This window comes from Streptomyces sp. TLI_146, from assembly GCF_002846415.1.
Lineage (GTDB): Bacteria > Actinomycetota > Actinomycetes > Streptomycetales > Streptomycetaceae > Streptomyces.
The window spans coordinates 5148118-5166506 of the sequence record NZ_PJMX01000001.1 but is presented as its reverse complement, the minus strand read 5'-3'; the positions used below and the strand labels follow the sequence as shown (position 1 = coordinate 5166506).

Sequence of the window (18389 nt, the reverse complement as noted above, 5' to 3'; positions counted from 1 at the left end):
GGGAAAACACGGGGACGGAGGCGGTTGGGTATGGCGCACGGCGAGGTGCTCGAGTTCGAAGAGTACGTACGCACCCGGCAGGAGGCCCTGCTGCGCAGCGCCCGGCGGCTCGTTCCGGACCCGGTCGACGCACAGGACCTGCTGCAGACCGCCCTGGCCCGTACGTACGGCCGCTGGGACGGCATCGCCGACAAGGCGCTCGCCGACGCGTACCTTCGCCGGGTGATGATCAACACGCGGACCGAGTGGTGGCGCGCCCGCAAGCTCGAAGAGGTGCCCACCGAGCAGCTGCCGGACGCCCGCATCGAGGACGGCTCCGAGCAGCGCGCCGACCGCGCGCTCCTCATGGACGTACTGAAAGTCCTGGCGCCCAAGCAGCGCAGTGTCGTGGTGCTGCGACACTGGGAGCAGATGAGCACGGAGGAGACCGCCGCGGCCCTCGGGATGTCGGCGGGTACCGTCAAGAGCACGCTGCACCGGGCCCTGGCCCGGCTCCGGCAGGAGCTGGAGAGCCGCGAGCTGGACTTCCACGCTCTCGGCAACGCTGAAGCACGCGACGGCCGGGTGGGCCGTCAGGCCGACCGCCGGGTCGGCCGCGAGGAGCGCGACGAAAAGGGGCGGGAGCGGTGCGCGGCCTAGGCAGGGGCAGAGGGGGCGTACTGGCGGCGGGAACCACGGCGATGGCCGGGCTCGCCGCCTTCGGCCTGCTCGCGGCGGGATGCTCGACCGGCGGTACGGGGACGCGCGACGAGGGCGAGGCGCACACCGACAAGGTCGCTCCCCGCGCCTCGGCGACACCGAGCGCGGCCGCCGAGGCGCCCTTCAAGAAGGTCAACGCCGTACGGCTGCTCAAGGCCGACCCCAAGGTCAGCGAGCGCGTGAAGGCCGATCTGAAGCCCTGTGTGAAGGACGAGTACCCGATCGACGTCTCCTACGGGCACATTACCGGCGCGGGCGGCCAGGACGTCGTGGTGAACGTGATGACCTGCGGAGACGCCGTGGGACTCGGCTCGTATGTGTACCGCGAGGACGGGTCCTCGTACGACAATGTCTTCACCTCCGAGGAGGCGCCGGTCTACGCGGAGATCGACCGGGGCGACCTGGTGGTGACCCGGCAGATGTACGCCAAGGGCGACAAGCCGGCGTTCGCCTCCAGTGAGATCGTGACGACCTACCGCTGGTCGGGTACGAAGTTCGCCAAGCACGACCAGGTGGAGAACGATTTCAGCAAGGCGGTCGGGAACGACGAGGGCACCGAGGCGCCGGCACCGGCCTCGCCGTGACCGGCCCTGACCGCCCTTGACCGCCCGACCGTTTTCGAGCCGTACTTGTACGTTTGAGCCGCACTTGTTTGAGCCGCACTTGTACGTACGTAAGAAGCGCAAGCGCACGCCGAGGAACTGAGAGCAGCACGATGGCCGAGACCCATGTCCTGTTCGTCGAGGACGACGACGTCATCCGTGAAGCCACCCAGCTCGCGCTGGAGCGCGACGGCTTCACCGTGACCGCCATGCCCGACGGGCTCTCCGGCCTGGAGGCGTTCCGCGCCGACCAGCCGGACATCGCGCTGCTCGATGTGATGCTGCCGGGTCTGGACGGGGTGAGCCTGTGCCGCCGCATCCGCGACGAGTCGACCGTCCCCGTGATCATGCTGTCCGCGCGCGCGGACTCGATCGACGTGGTGCTCGGTCTTGAGGCGGGCGCGGACGACTACGTGACGAAGCCGTTCGACGGGGCCGTGCTCGTCGCCCGGATCCGGGCCGTGCTGCGGCGCTTCGGGCACGCGGGCGGGCCCGGCGCGGGCGCTCCCGACCCGGACGGGGAGCCGGAGCGCGGGGTGCTCGCCTTCGGTGACCTGGAGGTCGACACCGAGGGCATGGAGGTCCGCAAGGGCGGCGAGACGGTCGCCCTCACCCCGACCGAGATGCGGCTGCTCCTGGAGTTCTCCTCGGCGCCCGGCACCGTGCTCTCCCGCGACAAGCTCCTTGAGCGGGTGTGGGACTACGGGTGGGGCGGTGACACCCGCGTGGTGGACGTCCATGTGCAGCGGCTGCGGACGAAGATCGGGCAGGACCGGATCGAGACCGTGCGTGGCTTCGGCTACAAACTGAAGGCGTGAACGCGGGCGTGGGCGCGGGGTCGGTTTCGGGTGCGGGTGCCGTTTCGGGTGCGGGTGCCGTTTCGGGTGCGGGTACGGGTGCGGTGTGGGTGAGGGGCGCGTGAGGCGGCCCACCCTGCGGACCGGGGTCCGCTGGAAGATCAGTATCGCCATCACCGCGGTCGGTGCGCTGACCGTGATGGCGCTCAGCCTCGTCGTGCACAACGCGGCCCGGGTCTCGATGCTCGACAACGCGCGCGACCTCCAGCTCGACCGTGTGCTGTTCGCGCAGCGCATCTACGAGACGAGCAAGCAGACGCGGTTCGGCGCGAAGCTCAACGACGCCGCGCTGCCGGCCGATCTGAAGGCCAAGACGGACCGGGGCCGCAAGGCCACGTCCGTGGCCGAGGGGAAGAACGGCGTGCCCGACATCTGGGCGGCCGTGCCGGTCGGCAACGGCGACGTCCTGTCGCTGCACAGCACGTTCACCGACCGCAGTTCCAACGTCATCTCGGACCTGGACCGCGCGCTGGTCATCGGGTCGGTGGCGGTGGTCTTCGGCGGGTGCGCGCTCGGCATCCTGATCGGCGGGCAGATCTCGCGGCGGCTGCGGAAGGCCGCGGCGGCGGCGACGAAGGTGGCCGAGGGGCATACGGACGTACGCGTACGGGACGCGATCGGCGGGGTCGTGCGCGACGAGACGGACGAGCTGGCCCGGGCGGTCGACGCGCTGACGGACGCGCTCCAGGAGCGGCTGGAGGCGGAGCGCCGGGTGACGGCGGACATCGCGCACGAGCTGCGTACGCCGGTGACGGGGCTGCTCACGGCGGCCGAGCTGCTGCCGCCGGGGCGGCCCACCGAGCTCGTACGCAACCGGGCTCAGGCCATGCGGACGCTGGTGGAGGACGTGCTGGAGGTCGCGCGGCTGGACAGCGCGTCCGAGCGGGCCGAGCTCCAGGAGATCGCGCTCGGGGAGTTCGTCAGCCGGCGGGTGGCGGTGCTGGATCCTGAGGTGGTCGTCCGGGTCGTCCACGAGTCCTGGGTGAACACGGATCCGCGCCGGCTCGAACGGATCCTGGGGAATCTGCTGGGGAACGCGGCGAAGCACGGCAAGGGGCCGGTGGAGGTCACCGTGGAGGGCCGCGTGGTGCGCATCCGCGACCACGGTCCTGGCTTCCCGGAGGCGCTCCTGCGGGAGGGCCCGAGCCGGTTCCGCACGGGCAGCAGCGACCGGGCGGGCCACGGCCACGGCCTGGGCCTGACGATCGCGGCGGGCCAGGCCCGGGTACTGGGCGCCCGCCTGACGTTCCGCAACGCGGCGGGCTCCCCGTCGACCCCCGGCGGAGCAATCGCAGTCCTCTGGCTCCCGGAACACGCCCCGACGGCGACGGGGAGCTTTCCGGTGCTGCCGCCGCAAGGGGGGTAGGGCCGGGGGGCTTTGGATGGCGGTGCCGGTGGCTTTGGCGTGCCGGTGGCTTTGGCTGTGCCGGTGGCTTTGGCTGTGCCGGTGGCGCGTGGCCTGAGGGCGGTGCGTGTGGCCTGAGGGCGGTGCGTGTGGCCTGAGGGCGGTGCGCGTGGCCTGAGGGCGGTGCCTGCGGCGCAACACCGGGTCCGGTGGGGGTGGCGCCCGTCCGGTGGTGGGGTGGGTGGGGTCGTGGAGGGGTATCTCCTCTTTCGTCGCGCGCTCGGCCTCCACACCCGGCCCGGCCACTCGTGCGCTCCTCCTTGCGGGGACACCCCTCCACGCCCCCACCCACGACCGTGGCAGCGACCTTCTGCGGTCGAGACGCACCGATGACGCGCATACGGCTGTACGGCTGTACGTGGTCGGATCGGCGAAGCCGCCGGGGCCGCCCTCAGGGGCGCGGGGAACTGCGCGACCAGTTGGGGACGGCCCGCAGACAAACGAAACCCGGGGCGAAGCCCCAGCAGACTGCCCCAGTCCATCCCCCGGCCGCCCGCCCAGGGCTTTCGGGAAGGGGCGGGGGGGGGATCGATCCCCGGGCACCACAAAGGCCCCCGGGGGACAGAATCCGGGGGCCTCGGGCTAGGGGAAACGGGTCAGACGCGTTCGCGTACCGTCGGTGACGCAGCCGCACCCGCGTCGGCCGGGGCCGAGTCGTCGGCGGCCTCCGCCGGGGCCGGCGCCGCATCAGACGGCTTCGGGCCCGCCCCCCGCAACGGCACCTCCTTCACGAACAGCGAAGCCAGCACCGCGCCGAGCGCGACCGCCGCACCGAGGACGAACGCCCCGTGCGTACCGGACGACACCGCGTGCTGGTACGCCTCCCGCAGCGGCACCGGCAGCTTCGCCAGGCTCGCCGCGTCGAGCTGGGCGGACTGCTGGGTGACCCCGGCCCCGCCCCGCGCGGTCATCTCGTCCTGGACCCGGCTGTTGAAGAGCGCGCCCATGATGGCCACACCGAAGGAGGAGCCGAGCGTACGGGCCAGCGTGCTCGTCGAGGAGCCGACGCCGATGTCCTTCATCTCGACGCTGTTCTGCGCCACCAGCATGGTGATCTGGAGCAGGCAGCCCATGCCCGCGCCGAGGACCGCCATGTACAGGCCGGAGGTCAGCCGCGTGGTGCCCGTGTCCATCGTGGAGAGGAGGTAGAGGCCCGTCACCATGAGGACGCTGCCGACGATCGGGAACGCCTTGTAGCGGCCCGTGGACGTCGTGACCCGGCCCGCGAAGAGCGACACGACCGTCATCGAGAGCAGCATCGGCAGGAGCAGCAGGCCCGAGTTGGTGGCCGAGGCGCCCTGGACCGACTGCTGGTAGAGCGGGAGGAACAGGACCGCGCCGAACATCACGAAGCCCGTGATGAACGCGATCGTCGCCATCAGCGAGAAGTTGCGGCTGCGGAAGATGTGCAGCGGCACGATCGGCTCCGCCGCCTTCGTCTCGACGAAGAAGAAGCCGACCAGGGACGCGACGCCCAGCGCGATCAGCTCCATGATCCGGGCCGAGCCCCAGGCGTACTCCGTCCCGCCCCACGTCGTGACCAGCACGATCGAGGTGATCCCGATGGTCAGCAGCACCGTACCGAGGTAGTCGATCTTCGGCTTGGACTTCTTCTTGGGGAGGTGCAGGACGGCCGTCACCATCGCGAGCGCGACCGCGCCGAGGGGCAGGTTGATGTAGAAGGACCAGCGCCAGCCGAGGTGGTCGGTGATGGAGCCGCCGACCAGCGGGCCGCCGATCATGGCGACGCCCATGACACCGGCCATCATGCCCTGGTACTTGCCGCGTTCGCGGGGCGGTATCAGCTCGCCGATGATCGCCATGACACCGACGATCAGACCGCCGGCGCCCAGGCCCTGGATCGCCCGGAAGCCGATCAGCTGACCCATGCCCTGGGCCATGCCGCTGAGCGCGGAGCCCGCCAGGAAGACGACGATGGAGCTGAGGAAGGCGCCCTTGCGGCCGTACATGTCGCCGAGCTTGCCCCAGATGGGCGTGGAGGCGGCGGTGGCCAGCGTGTACGCGGTGACCACCCAGGACAGATGGGCCATCCCGCCCAGGTCACCGACGATGGTGGGCATCGCGGTGCCGACGATCATGTTGTCGAGCATCGCGAGGAGCATCGCGATCATCAGGGCCATCAGGACCACGCGCGTGCTGCGCTGCTTCGGCCCCGCCGCTGGAGCCGCGGCCGTACCGGCCTCCGGCTGAATCTGTTGTGCCATCTCTCCCACTCCCTGCCCCACACTTACTTGCCGCCCGGCTAGTTACTACACTGGGGAAAGTAGACCCCCTACTAGCCGGGCGTCAAGTAAGTTTTCAGGAGAGCTCGATGGCCAGAGGCAACACCCGCCAGCGCATCCAGGATGTGGCCCTGGAGCTCTTCGGCGAGCAGGGGTACGAGAAGACCTCGCTGCGCGAGATCGCGGAGCGGCTCGACGTCACCAAGGCGGCGCTCTACTACCACTTCAAAACCAAGGAAGACATCCTGGTGAGCCTCTTCGAGGACCTCACCCGGCCCATGGATGAACTTTTGGAGTGGGGGCGGACGCAGCCTCAGACCTTGGAATCCAAGATCGAGGTTCTGCGACGTTACAGCGACGCCCTGACCAGCGCCGCCCCGCTCTTCCGCTTCATGCAGGAGAACCAGGCCACCGTCCGCGAGCTGTCCATCGGGGAGAACTTCAAGGACCGCGTCCTCGCGATGGTCGAGCTGCTCAAGGACCCGGACGCCCCCCTGACCGACCAGATCCGCTGCTTCACCGCGCTCTTCTCCATGCACGTCGGCATGCACGCCCTCAAGGACCTCGAAGGCGACCCCGAGGAGAAGCGCAAGGCCATCCTCGAAGTCGCCATCGATCTTGTCACGCAGGCCCACGGCGGCGGGCGCTAGCCGGTCGTCAGACCGTCACGCCCTCCGTACGGAGGAACGCCACCGGGTTGACCGCCGAGCCGTAGTTCGCCGTCGTGCGGATCTCGAAGTGCAGGTGCGGGCCGCTGGAGTTGCCGGTGTTGCCGGAGAGTGCGATCCGCTGGTCGGTGGAGATCGTCTGCCCGATGCGGACGTCGATCCGCGACAGGTGCGCGTACTGCGAGTACGTGTGGTCGGCGTGCCGGATCACGATGGCGTTGCCGTACGCCGGGCCGTCGCCGCCGCCGTTCGGGCCGGCCTTGACGACCGTGCCCGCGTGCACGGCCTTGACCGGGGTGCCGACCGGCACCGCGAAGTCCTGGCCGGAGTGCTTGTGCGCCCACATCGAGCCGCCGGTACCGAAGGTGGCGCTGAGCTTGTACGTGTCCACCGGGTCGACCCACGCCACGGCCTTCTTGGCCGCCGCCTTCTCGGCCTGCGCCGCCGCCTTGGCCTGCGCGTCGGCCTGCGCGGCGACGGAAGCGGCCGCACCGGCCAGCCCCGGGGCCCCCTTGTCGGCGGCGACGGCCGTCCCGGCACCCAGCAGCGCCGTCGCTCCCATACCCGCGCCCGCAACGGCGGCGCAGAGGCGGAGGACGGTCGGGCGGGGGGTGCGGGAAGCGGGGCGCTGGGACATGCGGGGACATCCTCCGGATGGACGACAAGGGCAGAGAGCAGAGACAGGCCCGGCACACATGCGGTGCGCCGGGCTGCATCCCTTGGTAACCCGCGCCCCCGTTCAGTCCCAAAACGCCCATCTACTAACGAAAGCCGTATCGATCACCCGCGGAATTTGCTCCGTGCACGGGTCATGGACTGCTATCCGCCCTAGTAGGGGGTCGGGGGCTTGTGCGCCTTGTCACCGTTCGCCCCCCTCCGGCGGGACCTAAGTCCTTCCTTTTCGGGACCAAGGTCCCGTGTCCACGGCTACGCTGGCGCGTCGTGGAACCCGGACTGTTAACCGCCAAAGTCGCGTCCGCCGCCATCACCCCGCTGATCCGGAAGCTCTTCACCGCCGAACCCGCCGGTGCCGGTCTGGCCGACCAACCGGTCCGGATCTCCTCGTACGTCTCCTTCCGAGGCGAGAAGCGCACGCTCGGGCAGGCGGATCTGCGCGCCCTCGCCGCCAAGCTGGTCAGGGCCGCCCTGCGGTCCGGCGAGCGGCCGGTCCCGGCCGACGAGGAGCGGGCCGTGGCCGACGCGCTCGCCCGGACCCTCCACGCCCTGGGCGAGCTCACCCTCAGCGACGCCGAGGCGGTCGCCCTGGGCCACCGGGAGCTCGCCCGCGAGCTGCGCCGCGCGGGCGACCACCCCGAGCGCCACCTCTCCGCCGACGCCACCCACTTCTACGAACGCCTCCTCGACACCGCCTGTCTGCACATCCTGAACTTCTTCACCCAGCGCTCCACCTTCGTGGCCGCGACGCTGGTCGAGCAGAGCCGGAGGCAGAGCGAACTCATCGCCCGTATGGATGAGTTGATCGCGCGCACGCCGCGCCCGGACGCGCAGGACGGGACGTTCGAGGCGCGCTACCTCGCGCATCTGGCGAAGAAGCACGGCAAGGTGACGATCTACGGGATCGACCTCGCCAACTCGCCACGCAAATGGCCGCTGGACACCGCGTATCTGCGGCTGGAGGTGGTGGGGCCGAACGCCGTGCCCTGGCACAAGGGCCCTGTGAACCCCGGGGACGACTTCGCTCCCCGACCCGCCGACCGCGTACTGGCCGACCACGAGCGCGTACTGCTGCGCGGCGAGGCCGGGTCCGGCAAGACCACGCTCGTGCAGTGGCTCGCCCTGTCCGCCGCGCGCGACGACCTCGACCACGGGACCGCGTACCTCTACGACCGGATCCCGTACGTCCTGCCGCTGCGCACCCTGACCCGCCACGGCGCCCGGCTGCCCGCGCCCAAGGACTTCCTGGCCGCCGTCGGCTCCCCGCTCGCGGGCGAGCAGCCGTCCCGCTGGGAGTCCAGGGTCCTGGAGGACGGGCGCGGCCTGCTCCTGGTCGACGGCATCGACGAGATCCCGGACGCCGAGCGCGCCCACACCCGGGCCTGGCTGGGCGAGCTGATCGAGGCCTACCCCGGCAACCGCTGGCTGGTCACCTCGCGCCCCTCGGCGGTCGGCGAGGACTGGCTCGGCGACGAGGGCTTCACCGAGCTCACGCTCTGCCCGATGAGCCCGGCGGACGTGGCCGCGTTCGTCCGGCGCTGGCACACGGCGGCCCGGACCGGCACCGACGACGACGGCGAGCTCACCGCGTACGAGAGCCAGCTCCTGGAGGCCGTGCGCGCCAAACCGGACCTCGGGCGGCTCGCCACCAACCCGCTGATGTGCGGCCTGATCTGCGCCCTCCACCGCGACCGGCGCGGCTTCCTGCCGTACGGCCGCAAGGACCTGTACGACGCGGCACTCTCCATGCTGCTGATCCGCCGCGACCGCGAGCGCGACATGCGGGTGCCCGAGCGCCGCCAGGAGCCGCAGATCCAGCTCCTCCAGCAGCTCGCGTACTGGCTGATCCGCAACGGCCGCACCGAGATGGACCGCGCCCGTGCCGAGACGGTCATCGCGGATCTGCTGCCCTCCGTACCGGAGCTGGCCGAGCTCGGTGACGCGCGGGCCGTCTTCGAGCACTTCCTGCACCGCAGCGGCCTGCTGCGCGAACCCGCCCCCGGCACCGTCGACTTCATCCACCGCACCTTCCAGGACTACCTGGGCGCGCGGGCCGCCGTGGAGGCCGGCGACCTCGGTCTGCTCGTCGCCCACTCCGCCGACGACCAGTGGGAGGACGTCATCCGGATGGCCGTCGCCCACGCGCGCCCGCGCGAGCGCGTGGAGCTGTTCGGGGAGCTCCTGAAGTACGGCGACGCGCACACCGGTACGACCGTGCGCACCCGCGTCCACCTGCTCGCGGCCACCTGCCTGGAGCACGCGCCCGAACTCGCCGCCGAGGTACGGACCGAGGTCGAGCGGCGCACGGCCGCGCTGATCCCGCCGCGCGACCTGGTGGCCGCACGGGCGCTCGCGGCGGCGGGCCCGATGATCCTCGACCTGCTGCCGGGGCCGGAGGAGCTGGACAAGTACACGGCCGAGCTGGTCGTCACCGCCGCCTCCTACGTGGAGTCGGAGCGCGCGATCCCCTTCCTGGCCCGCTTCGGCCGCCACCCGGCACGGCGGGTGAGGGCGCAGCTCGTCTGGTCCTGGGGCCGGTTCGACACCCAGCAGTACGCCGACGAGGTCATCGCCGGGATCGACCCCGAGGACGTCCTCTTCACGGTCACCTCCGACGAGCAGTTGCGCGCCCTGCGCGCACTCGGCACCCGGCCGCAGCTGGAGACGCGCGGCGACGTGTCGGCCGAGGCCCTGCGGGCGTACGCCGCCGAGGCCTCCCTCACCCGGGTGCGGCTGCGCGACAACCCGACGCTGGAGGACCTGTCGTTCCTGGCAGGCCCGCTCACCGACCTGGGTGTACGCGACTGCCCCCGGTTGACGGACCTCTCGGGCCTGCGCGACACGCCGCTCACGGAGTTGTCGCTGAGCGGGATCGGCAACGCGGACCTGAGCCCGCTCGCCTCGCTGCGCCACCTCCGCTCGCTCACCCTGAACGGCGACCGGCTGAAGTGGTCACCGGCCGCGCTCCCGGCGGCGGCCCCGCTGGAGGCGCTCGACGTCACGGGGGTGGCGGCGGCCGGCCTGCGGGGCCTGGCCGCCAGTGCCACGGCCCTGACCGGCCTCTACCTCGGCCCGTGGAGCAGCCCGGAGAGCCCGGAGGAGTGGGCGGAGGTGGCCCGCGTCCCCCGGCTGCGCACCTTGCAGGTGACGGGCACGTCCCTGTCCACCGCCCCCGCCGGGCTCGCCCTGCCGTCCGTGTTCCAGGTCTACCTGACCGACCACGTGCCCCCGGCCGCCCTCACCCGCCTCGCGGACCTCTTCCCGCGCCTGCACGTCCTGAACCTCTGGGCGCGGCAACGGGAGTACGACGTGAGCAGCCTCGCGGCCCCGCCGCCGCTGCTCCAGATCTGTGTCCAGACCGGCCATACGGTGAACGGGGTGGACCGGCTTCCGGAAGGAGTCGCGGTGTTCGTCGGTGGGGTGGAGGTGTCGTGAGCGGCTTCCAGGTTTCCCGTCATGTCGTGGCTGTGTTCGGTGAGATGCAGGGGACGGGGGTGCTGATCGGTGCCCCGGGGCAAGTGCTGACCTGCGCACACCTCGGGCTCGATGGCACTCCGAGTGTCGGGTTTCCATGGGAGAGCGAAAAGAGCCCCTGCCAGGTGGTGTGGCAGGACGCGGAACTCGATGCCGCGCTCCTGTGGTGGGACGGCAGAGTTCCGGGAGGGCCATCCAGCGGTGCTGATCTCGGTGTGGTCGCCTCCGAACGGCCGCTCCCCTACTGCGAGATCGTCGGGTTCCCGGACGTCCAGCGGTACGACGGCAGCTGTCTGGACTTCGACCAGTTCACCGGGACGGTCCTGCCCGTCGTCGGCCGCCTCCGCCGGACGCTGACCTTCGAGTTCGACCGTCCGCCCGCGACCGAGCGCCGCGACGGCAGCTCCCCGCTCGCCGGGCTGTCCGGCGCGCCCGTGTTCGTGGGCGATACGGTGGTCGGCCTGGTCAGGAAGGTGCCCGAGGGACGCGGTCACCGTCGCGTGGAGTGCGTACCCATGGTGGAGCTCGCCGCGAACGTGGGGTTCCGCTCCCGGTGCGTCGGCTTCAACGGCGCCCTGCCCGAGGTCACCGGCGTGTACCCGGACGACGTGGCGTACGAGGAGGAGTACGCCAAGGCCCTGCGCGCCCAGTACCGCCGCACCCGGATCTTCGGGCTCGACGACCTGAACCGGCACGACGCGGAGTGGGACCTCGACACCGCGTACCTGAGCCTGGAGGCGCAGTCGAAGGGGCACGGGGGGCTGGGGATGCCCGACGCCGGGGCGCCCCAGCGCGTCGACGCGCTCCTCGCCTCCCGCCCGCGCGTCCTGCTGCGGGGCGAGGCGGGCGCGGGCAAGACGACCCTGGTGTGGTGGCTGGCCGCGCACGCGGCAGCGGGAACGCTGGGGCCCCAACTGGCCGAGCTGAACGGCCTGGTGCCGTTCGTCGTGCCGCTGCGCACCCTGCGCGCCCAGGGAGGTGCCTACCCGAAACCCAGCGAACTCCCTTACGCAGCACGGCTGGTGGTCGACGACGCGCCGGACGGCTGGGCGGCGCGGGTCCTGAAGACCGGGCGGGCGATGCTCCTCGTGGACGGCCTCGACGAGGTCCCCCAGGACGACCGCGAGGAAGCCCACCGCTGGCTCTCCAGCCTCCTGGAGCGCTATCCGCGGGTGCGATGCGTGGCGACCGTACGCCCGCTCGCGGTGGAGCCGGGGTGGCTGCGGCACGCCGAGTTCGAGGAGCTGCGGCTGCTGCCGATGCGGGACGGGGACATCCAGGCGTTCGTGGCCGCCTGGCACCGGGCGGCCCGGCTCGACAGCGATCCGCAGGAGCCGCTGGACGAGCTGGAGCGGGACCTCGCCCATCAGTTCCGCACCAACGCGACACTGGCCGCCCTCGCCCGTACGCCCCTGCTCTGCGCGGTCATCTGCGCCCTGCACCGCCTGCGCCAGGGCTTCCTGCCGAGGACCCGCTGGGACCTGTACCAATCGGCTCTACGCATGCTCCTGGGCAACCGCGACGAGCGCCGCAAGGTGGGCTCGCCTGAGCGGATCACCCTCACGGTGGAGGAGTCCACGCAGCTCCTCCAGCGGATCGCGGTGTGGCTGGTGCGGGAAGGACAGACGGAGTTCACGGCCGAACAGGCCGGGCTACAGATCCTGCGGGCCCTGCCGGGAATGCCGAACGTACGGGCGCAGGGGCCCCCGGAGTTGATCCTGCGGCACCTGCTGAACCGCAGCGGACTGCTCCAGGAACGCGGCATCGACGTCTACCAGTTCACGCACCGCACCTTCCAGGACTTCCTGGCGGCGAAGGAGCTGGTGGAGGACGACCACATCAAGGAACTCGTCCGGCATGCGGGCAACGAACAGTGGCAGGACGTCATTCTGCTGGCGGCGGGGCATTGCGGGCGGGGTCAACTGCCGGTTCTGGTCAATGGGTTGCTGAAGGTGAAGGGAATCCAAGCGCACGAAGCCCATGTCCTGGCCGCGCTCTGCGCCCAGCACGCGGCGTGGCTCGATGAGCAGACCAGTGAACGGGTGAAACGAAGCATCGCGGCGCTACTGCCGCCGAATGCACGCACGATCACTTCGCTGGCCCGTCTCGGCCCGGATCTGCTCCCGCAGTTGCCCATGCCGGGTGACATGGAGGGCGACACATACAGGGCGGGCCCTGTCGTCGCGCTGATCAACATGATCGGCGGGGTCGAGGCCATTCCCTACGCGCGAGCCTGGGCCTCTCACAGCGACTCGGCGAAGTACGAGTTCGCGAAGGCATGGGATCGCTACCCTATCGCCGCATACGCGCGCGAGGTGCTGTCACAGATCCGATGGGCAGGTACCCCGTTGGGCATCACATCGAAGGACCAGCTGGAAGAGCTTCGCCGTCTCCCCACCGTCCAGGATGTGTTCATCATCGGGGACTTCACCACCGAGGAACTGACCGGCTCCCTGAGCAACCTGGCCCTGCGCTCCGTAACATTGCCGTTCAACGCCGCCGTGTCCAGCCTTTCCTTCCTCCTCGGTGTCCAGGGACTTCACCAACTGTCCGTTGGCGACTGCCCCGGCCTCGAAGACTTCTCCGCTCTTACGGGACTGACCACCCTCGATTCCCTCAGTCTCGAAAGGGTGGAAACCGGCGGCCTGGCAGTGGTGCCTGCGCATACCGGGGTGACACAGTTGCACGTGGAACGGATACGGGATCCCAGCGTGCTGGAAGCCTGGCAGGGGCTCTCCCACTTCTCGGTGTATCAGTCAGGGGACACGGCCGCTCTCCTCGCCCAGGTGGCGAGAATGCCGAGGCTCACTTCCATGGAGCTCCAGGTCCGCATGTTCCGGGAAATCCTCAGCGGCCCGCCGTGCCCGCAGATCCGCGAAGTCCGCCTGAACGGGATGGATGACGTCGGCGATTGCCGACTCCTGAGCCGCCTGTTCCCCTCGCTGGAGAGGCTGAGTCTCATTCTCCTCACCAGACAGCAGCTGAGCCGTGAGGAGCGCAAAGAACTCCGCACGCTCTCCGGAGTGGCCGTCACCGTGAACGGCCGCCCCCTCTGACCGTACCTACGAAAAAGGGGCTGCCCCGACCCGTACGGACGACAACGCGTCCGTACAGCCGGGGCAGCCCCTCGAAGCGAGCCCGCGGAGGCTACGCCTCCTTGCTCAGGTTCGGGCCGGCGCCGCCTGCCGCCTGCTCGATCGGCGGGACGTCCGGCAGAGCCGACTTCTCCTCGCCGCGGAAGGTGAACTTCTTCGCCTCGCCGTCGCCCTCGGTGTCGACGACCACGATGTGGCCGGGGCGCAGCTCGCCGAAGAGGATCTTCTCCGAGAGGATGTCCTCGATCTCGCGCTGGATGGTGCGGCGCAGCGGGCGCGCACCCATGATCGGGTCGTAGCCCTTCTTCGCCAGGAGCGACTTCGCGTCCGCGCTGAGCTCGATGCCCATGTCGCGGTCCTTCAGGCGCTCGTCCACCTTGGCGATCATGAGGTCGACGATCTGGATGATGTCTTCCTCGGTGAGCTGGTGGAAGACCACCGTGTCGTCGACACGGTTCAGGAACTCGGGGCGGAAGTGCTGCTTCAGCTCCTCGTTGACCTTGGCCTTCATCCGCTCGTAGCCGGTCTTCACATCGCCCTGGGCGGCGAAGCCCAGGTTGAAGCCCTTGGAGATGTCCCGGGTGCCGAGGTTCGTGGTCATGATGATGACCGTGTTCTTGAAGTCGACGACCCGGCCCTGGGAGTCGGTCAGGCGACCGTCCTCCAGGATCTGGAGCAGGGAATTGAAGATGTCCGGGTGGGCCTTTTCGACCTCGTCGAAGAGGACGACGGAGAAGGGCTTGCGACGGACCTTCTCGGTCAGCTGGCCGCCCTCTTCGTAACCCACGTATCCGGGCGGGGAACCGAAGAGGCGCGAGACCGTGTGCTTCTCGCTGAACTCCGACATGTCGAGGGAGATCAGCGCGTCCTCGTCGCCGAAGAGGAATTCGGCGAGCGTCTTGGAGAGCTCGGTCTTACCGACGCCGGACGGGCCGGCGAAGATGAACGAGCCACCGGGGCGCTTCGGGTCCTTCAGACCCGCACGGGTGCGCCGGATCGCCTGGGAGAGCGCCTTGATGGCGTCCTTCTGGCCGATGACGCGCTTGTGGAGCTCGTCCTCCATGCGCAGCAGGCGGGAGGACTCCTCCTCGGTGAGCTTGAAGACGGGAATGCCGGTCGCGGTCGCGAGGACCTCGGCGATGAGCTCGCCGTCGACCTCGGCGACGACGTCCATGTCGCCGGCCTTCCACTCCTTCTCGCGCTTGGCCTTCGCGGCGAGCAGCTGCTTCTCCTTGTCGCGGAGAGAGGCCGCCTTCTCGAAGTCCTGGGAGTCGATGGCCGACTCCTTGTCGCGGCGCACGCCCGCGATCTTCTCGTCGAACTCGCGGAGGTCCGGCGGCGCGGTCATCCGGCGGATGCGCATCCGGGAACCGGCCTCGTCGATCAGGTCGATCGCCTTGTCCGGCAGGAAGCGGTCCGAGATGTACCGGTCGGCCAGCGTCGCGGCCTGGACCAGCGCCTCGTCCGTGATGGACACGCGGTGGTGGGCCTCGTACCGGTCGCGCAGCCCCTTGAGGATCTCGATGGTGTGCGGCAGCGACGGCTCGGCGACCTGGATGGGCTGGAAACGGCGCTCAAGAGCGGCGTCCTTCTCCAGGTGCTTGCGGTACTCGTCGAGCGTGGTGGCGCCGATGGTCTGGAGCTCACCGCGGGCCAGCATCGGCTTCAGGATCGAGGCCGCGTCGATGGCGCCCTCGGCGGCACCCGCACCCACGAGCGTGTGCAGCTCGTCGATGAACAGGATGATGTCGCCGCGGGTGCGGATCTCCTTGAGGACCTTCTTCAGGCGCTCCTCGAAGTCACCGCGGTAGCGGGAGCCGGCGACCAGCGCGCCCAGGTCCAGGGTGTAGAGGTGCTTGTCCTTGAGGGTCTCGGGCACCTCGCCCTTGACGATGGCCTGCGCCAGGCCCTCGACGACGGCGGTCTTGCCGACGCCGGGCTCGCCGATGAGCACCGGGTTGTTCTTGGTACGGCGGGACAGCACCTGCATGACCCGCTCGATCTCCTTCTCGCGCCCGATGACCGGGTCGAGCTTGGACTCACGAGCGGCCTGGGTGAGGTTCCGGCCGAACTGGTCGAGGACGAGGGAGGTCGAAGGCGTGCCCTCGGCCGGGCCGCCCGCGGTGGCGGCTTCCTTGCCCTGGTAGCCGGAGAGCAGCTGGATGACCTGCTGCCGGACCCGGTTGAGATCGGCGCCCAGCTTCACGAGGACCTGGGCGGCGACGCCCTCGCCCTCGCGGATCAGGCCGAGCAGGATGTGCTCGGTGCCGATGTAGTTGTGGCCGAGCTGGAGGGCCTCGCGGAGCGACAGCTCCAGGACCTTCTTGGCACGCGGTGTGAAGGGGATGTGACCGGACGGGGCCTGCTGGCCCTGACCGATGATCTCCTCCACCTGCTGACGGACCGCCTCAAGAGAAATCCCGAGGCTCTCCAGGGCCTTAGCGGCGACACCCTCACCCTCGTGGATCAGGCCCAGGAGAATGTGCTCGGTGCCGATGTAGTTGTGGTTGAGCATCCGGGCTTCTTCCTGAGCCAGGACGACAACCCGCCGCGCGCGGTCGGTGAACCTCTCGAACATCGTTAATCGCTCCTCAGAGCGGTCGGGCAGTAAGGGGTCGGTCCCCTCCCTGTCCTTCCGCATGCTAGTCCCGTGGGACGGGACAGCTCATTCCAACTGCCGACATCCGACCCGATCACCCCCGCCCAGGCGGGGAAACTTGCTGCCGAACTGTCGACAACTGCTCCAACTCGATGGTGCGAGACGATGTTCCCGCAGGCCAGGCAGATACCCCTGTCTCCAGTACGCCGATGGCGAACGCGAGACGGCCCGGCGAGCTTCTCGCCCCTCCCCACTAGGAATGTCTTACCCGTAAGCACTGACAGTCCATGCGGCGCGCCCTGGTTCCCTCAGCTACGGGCGAACACACTTGCGCCGCCGAATGCTTCCGAGCGCCCCCGATGAGCCTACGGAACGCATCCGTCCGGAAACTCTGCGTAACTCCGGGACGTTTCAGGAGTTGCTCCGTTCATGGCCCTCACCGTGCCCTCCCCCGCGCCCCGCTCGGCCGGCCGCTCGTCCAGTGGTACGAGCGGGAGCTCGGCTGGGCCGTGGAGGCGGGGCCGCCGGTGCGGCTCCTGACGGGGCTGCGCTTCGACGTGCTCGACCTCCCGGCGCCCGCGGGTGCCGCCCTGCTCGGGCGGTACGGGAGCACGGGCCCTGTCGCCCTCGTGGGGCGCCGGATGCGGTTCCTGGTGGCCGCGGGCAGCGCGGAGGAGCTGCCGGGGCTGCTCGACTGGCTGGAGTGGGGCGGCGTCGGCCTGGACCTGACGGCCGTCGGCGCCGACGGCCGGATCACCGCTCCCCTGCCGCCCGGCTGGAGCGTGCCGCCCGGCCGGGACGGCTCGCGGGAGACCGCCGTGTGGCTGCGGCCTCCCGAGCCGGGGTGCGAGGTAGAAGCAACCCTTCCGGCTTTCGCCGGATTCGCCGGTCCCAAGGGCTGCGGGGGCGGTGGGGGCACCCCCGACCTCGTCCGGCTGGTGGACGCGGCGGCGACGGAATGCCACCGGGCCCGCCTGTTCCCCACGAAATCGGTAACCGGCTCCGCGCTTGCCCCGGAGAGGGGCGGCGCGAAGAGGTCGGGTAAGGCGGGAACTCAGCCGTTCGCCTTCTCGTAGGCCTCGCGGATATCGGCCGGGACGCGTCCGCGGTCGTTCACGTTGTAGCCCTGCTCCTTGGCCCACTTGCGGATCTGGGCGGTGTCCTGGCTGCCCGTCGCAGCGCCACGGGCCTTGCCCCGGCCGCCGGCCGCGCGGCCACCGGTGCGCCGACCGCTCTTGGTGTACGGGTCGAGCAGACCCCGCAGCTTGTCCGCGTTGGCGGTGGTGAGGTCGATCTCGTAGGTCTTGCCGTCGAGAGCGAACGTCACGGTCTCGTCCGCCTCGCCGCCGTCGAGGTCATCGACAAGAAGGACCTGAACCTTCTGTGCCACCGGATTTCCTTTCATCGAAAATGCAGTACGCGGAAAGGAAACCGCTTTTGCCTGGAAAACACAAACCCCCGGCAGAGGTTCAGGGACCTTGCGCAGCGGGAAACGTACGCGATTCGGACATAGGGCTCTGCCGGTTCCGCCGGGTTCCCGCGATCACAGGTGCAGAAGCATCCGGCTGTTGCCCAAGGTGTTCGGCTTCACTCGTTCGAGACCCAGGAACTCGGCGACACCCTCGTCATACGAGCGCAGCAGCTCGCTGTAGACATCCGTGTCGACCGGAGTCTCCCCGATCTCGGTGAAGCCGTGCTTCGCGAAGAAGTCCACTTCGAAGGTGAGACAGAAAACCCTGCGCACACCGAGCCAGCGGGCGGTGCCGAGCAGCTTGTCGAGCACCAGATGCCCCACTCCGGCGCCCTTGAACTCGCTGTCCACCGCGAGAGTACGCACTTCGGCGAGGTCTTCCCACATCACGTGCAGCGCGCCGCAGCCGACCACCCGGGCATCACTGTCGCGTTCCGCTACCCAGAACTCCTGGATGTCCTCGTAAAGCGTCACGGTCGCTTTGTCGAGCAGGATCCCCGCGCCGACGTACGCGTCGAGAAGGCGGCGGACCGCCGGGACATCGCTGGTCCTGGCCCGGCGGACGGTGACGGCATTTGCGGGGGCATAAGACATGAGCGGA

At 70.0% G+C, this 18389-nt stretch carries 13 protein-coding genes; 8 read left to right on the top strand and 5 right to left on the bottom strand.

Going from position 1 to position 18389, the window contains the following annotated elements; translation table 11 throughout:
- Window positions 1-30 precede the first annotated feature (30 nt).
- The 4 genes from BX283_RS23165 to cseC all read left to right on the top strand — a co-directional run bounded on the left by BX283_RS23165 (window position 31) and on the right by cseC (window position 3524).
- Window positions 31-639, top strand: a complete 609-nt coding sequence (locus BX283_RS23165) for a SigE family RNA polymerase sigma factor (RefSeq protein WP_101389443.1) — start codon at window positions 31-33, stop codon at window positions 637-639.
- A gap of 41 nt (window positions 640-680) precedes the next feature.
- On the top strand, window positions 681-1283 hold the full coding sequence (locus BX283_RS23160) for a hypothetical protein (RefSeq protein ID WP_257583620.1): 603 nt from the start codon (window positions 681-683) through the stop codon (window positions 1281-1283).
- A 131-nt stretch (window positions 1284-1414) separates the two neighbouring features.
- Window positions 1415-2119, top strand: coding sequence for a two-component system response regulator CseB (cseB, locus tag BX283_RS23155; protein ID WP_101389441.1), 705 nt, complete (start codon window positions 1415-1417; stop codon window positions 2117-2119).
- Between the two features lie 100 nt (window positions 2120-2219).
- Window positions 2220-3524 (top strand): two-component system sensor histidine kinase CseC, encoded by a 1305-nt coding sequence (gene cseC / locus BX283_RS23145; protein WP_101389440.1) that lies wholly within the window; start codon window positions 2220-2222, stop codon window positions 3522-3524.
- A gap of 635 nt (window positions 3525-4159) precedes the next feature.
- Here the strand turns inward: cseC and BX283_RS23140 are convergent.
- Window positions 4160-5788, bottom strand: a complete 1629-nt coding sequence (locus BX283_RS23140) for an MDR family MFS transporter (protein WP_101389439.1) — start codon at window positions 5786-5788, stop codon at window positions 4160-4162.
- Window positions 5789-5895: 107 nt separating this feature from the next.
- Between BX283_RS23140 and BX283_RS23135 the strand changes: the two genes are divergently transcribed.
- Window positions 5896-6456, top strand: coding sequence for a TetR/AcrR family transcriptional regulator (locus tag BX283_RS23135; RefSeq protein ID WP_101389438.1), 561 nt, complete (start codon window positions 5896-5898; stop codon window positions 6454-6456).
- Between the two features lie 7 nt (window positions 6457-6463).
- Here the strand turns inward: BX283_RS23135 and BX283_RS23130 are convergent, their stop codons facing one another.
- Window positions 6464-7111, bottom strand: a complete 648-nt coding sequence (locus BX283_RS23130) for a M23 family metallopeptidase (RefSeq protein ID WP_101389437.1) — start codon at window positions 7109-7111, stop codon at window positions 6464-6466.
- 305 nt (window positions 7112-7416) lie between these two features.
- On the opposite strand from BX283_RS23130, the gene BX283_RS23125 reads away from it, so the two are divergent.
- Window positions 7417-10584, top strand: a complete 3168-nt coding sequence (locus tag BX283_RS23125; protein WP_101389436.1) for an NACHT domain-containing NTPase — start codon at window positions 7417-7419, stop codon at window positions 10582-10584.
- Window positions 10585-10838: 254 nt separating this feature from the next.
- Window positions 10839-13679: an NACHT domain-containing NTPase gene (locus tag BX283_RS23120; protein ID WP_257583614.1), complete on the top strand. Its 2841-nt coding sequence runs from the start codon at window positions 10839-10841 to the stop codon at window positions 13677-13679.
- 91 nt (window positions 13680-13770) lie between these two features.
- Here the strand turns inward: BX283_RS23120 and BX283_RS23115 are convergent, their stop codons facing one another.
- Window positions 13771-16296, bottom strand: coding sequence for an ATP-dependent Clp protease ATP-binding subunit (locus BX283_RS23115; RefSeq protein ID WP_101389435.1), 2526 nt, complete (start codon window positions 16294-16296; stop codon window positions 13771-13773).
- Window positions 16297-16676: 380 nt separating this feature from the next.
- On the opposite strand from BX283_RS23115, the gene BX283_RS23105 reads away from it, so the two are divergent.
- Window positions 16677-17393, top strand: coding sequence for an SCO3374 family protein (locus tag BX283_RS23105; RefSeq protein ID WP_373979281.1), 717 nt, complete (start codon window positions 16677-16679; stop codon window positions 17391-17393).
- Here BX283_RS23105 and BX283_RS23100 read toward each other — a convergent pair.
- Together BX283_RS23100 and BX283_RS23095 are read right to left on the bottom strand one after the other, a co-directional pair.
- The gene (locus tag BX283_RS23100; protein WP_101389433.1) at window positions 17372-17707 is read right to left on the bottom strand and encodes an Lsr2 family protein; all 336 of its coding nucleotides are present in this window, start codon (window positions 17705-17707) and stop codon (window positions 17372-17374) included. The genes BX283_RS23105 and BX283_RS23100 overlap by 22 nt on opposite strands.
- Window positions 17708-17860: 153 nt before the next feature.
- The gene (locus BX283_RS23095; RefSeq protein WP_101389432.1) at window positions 17861-18382 is read right to left on the bottom strand and encodes an amino-acid N-acetyltransferase; all 522 of its coding nucleotides are present in this window, start codon (window positions 18380-18382) and stop codon (window positions 17861-17863) included.
- Window positions 18383-18389: the final 7 nt, after the last annotated feature.

Excerpts from the sequence above, each read along its gene's own strand:
- BX283_RS23165 (WP_101389443.1), top strand. The coding sequence starts at position 31 with ATGGCGCACGGCGAGGTGCTCGAGTTCGAAGAGTACGTACGCACCCGG.
- BX283_RS23160 (WP_257583620.1), top strand. The coding sequence starts at position 681 with ATGGCCGGGCTCGCCGCCTTCGGCCTGCTCGCGGCGGGATGCTCGACC.
- cseB (WP_101389441.1), top strand. The coding sequence starts at position 1,415 with ATGGCCGAGACCCATGTCCTGTTCGTCGAGGACGACGACGTCATCCGT.
- BX283_RS23140 (WP_101389439.1), bottom strand. The coding sequence starts at position 5,788 with ATGGCACAACAGATTCAGCCGGAGGCCGGTACGGCCGCGGCTCCAGCG.
- BX283_RS23135 (WP_101389438.1), top strand. The coding sequence starts at position 5,896 with ATGGCCAGAGGCAACACCCGCCAGCGCATCCAGGATGTGGCCCTGGAG.
- BX283_RS23130 (WP_101389437.1), bottom strand. The coding sequence starts at position 7,111 with ATGTCCCAGCGCCCCGCTTCCCGCACCCCCCGCCCGACCGTCCTCCGC.
- BX283_RS23115 (WP_101389435.1), bottom strand. The coding sequence starts at position 16,296 with ATGTTCGAGAGGTTCACCGACCGCGCGCGGCGGGTTGTCGTCCTGGCT.
- BX283_RS23105 (WP_373979281.1), top strand. The coding sequence starts at position 16,677 with ATGAGCCTACGGAACGCATCCGTCCGGAAACTCTGCGTAACTCCGGGA.
- BX283_RS23095 (WP_101389432.1), bottom strand. The coding sequence starts at position 18,382 with ATGTCTTATGCCCCCGCAAATGCCGTCACCGTCCGCCGGGCCAGGACC.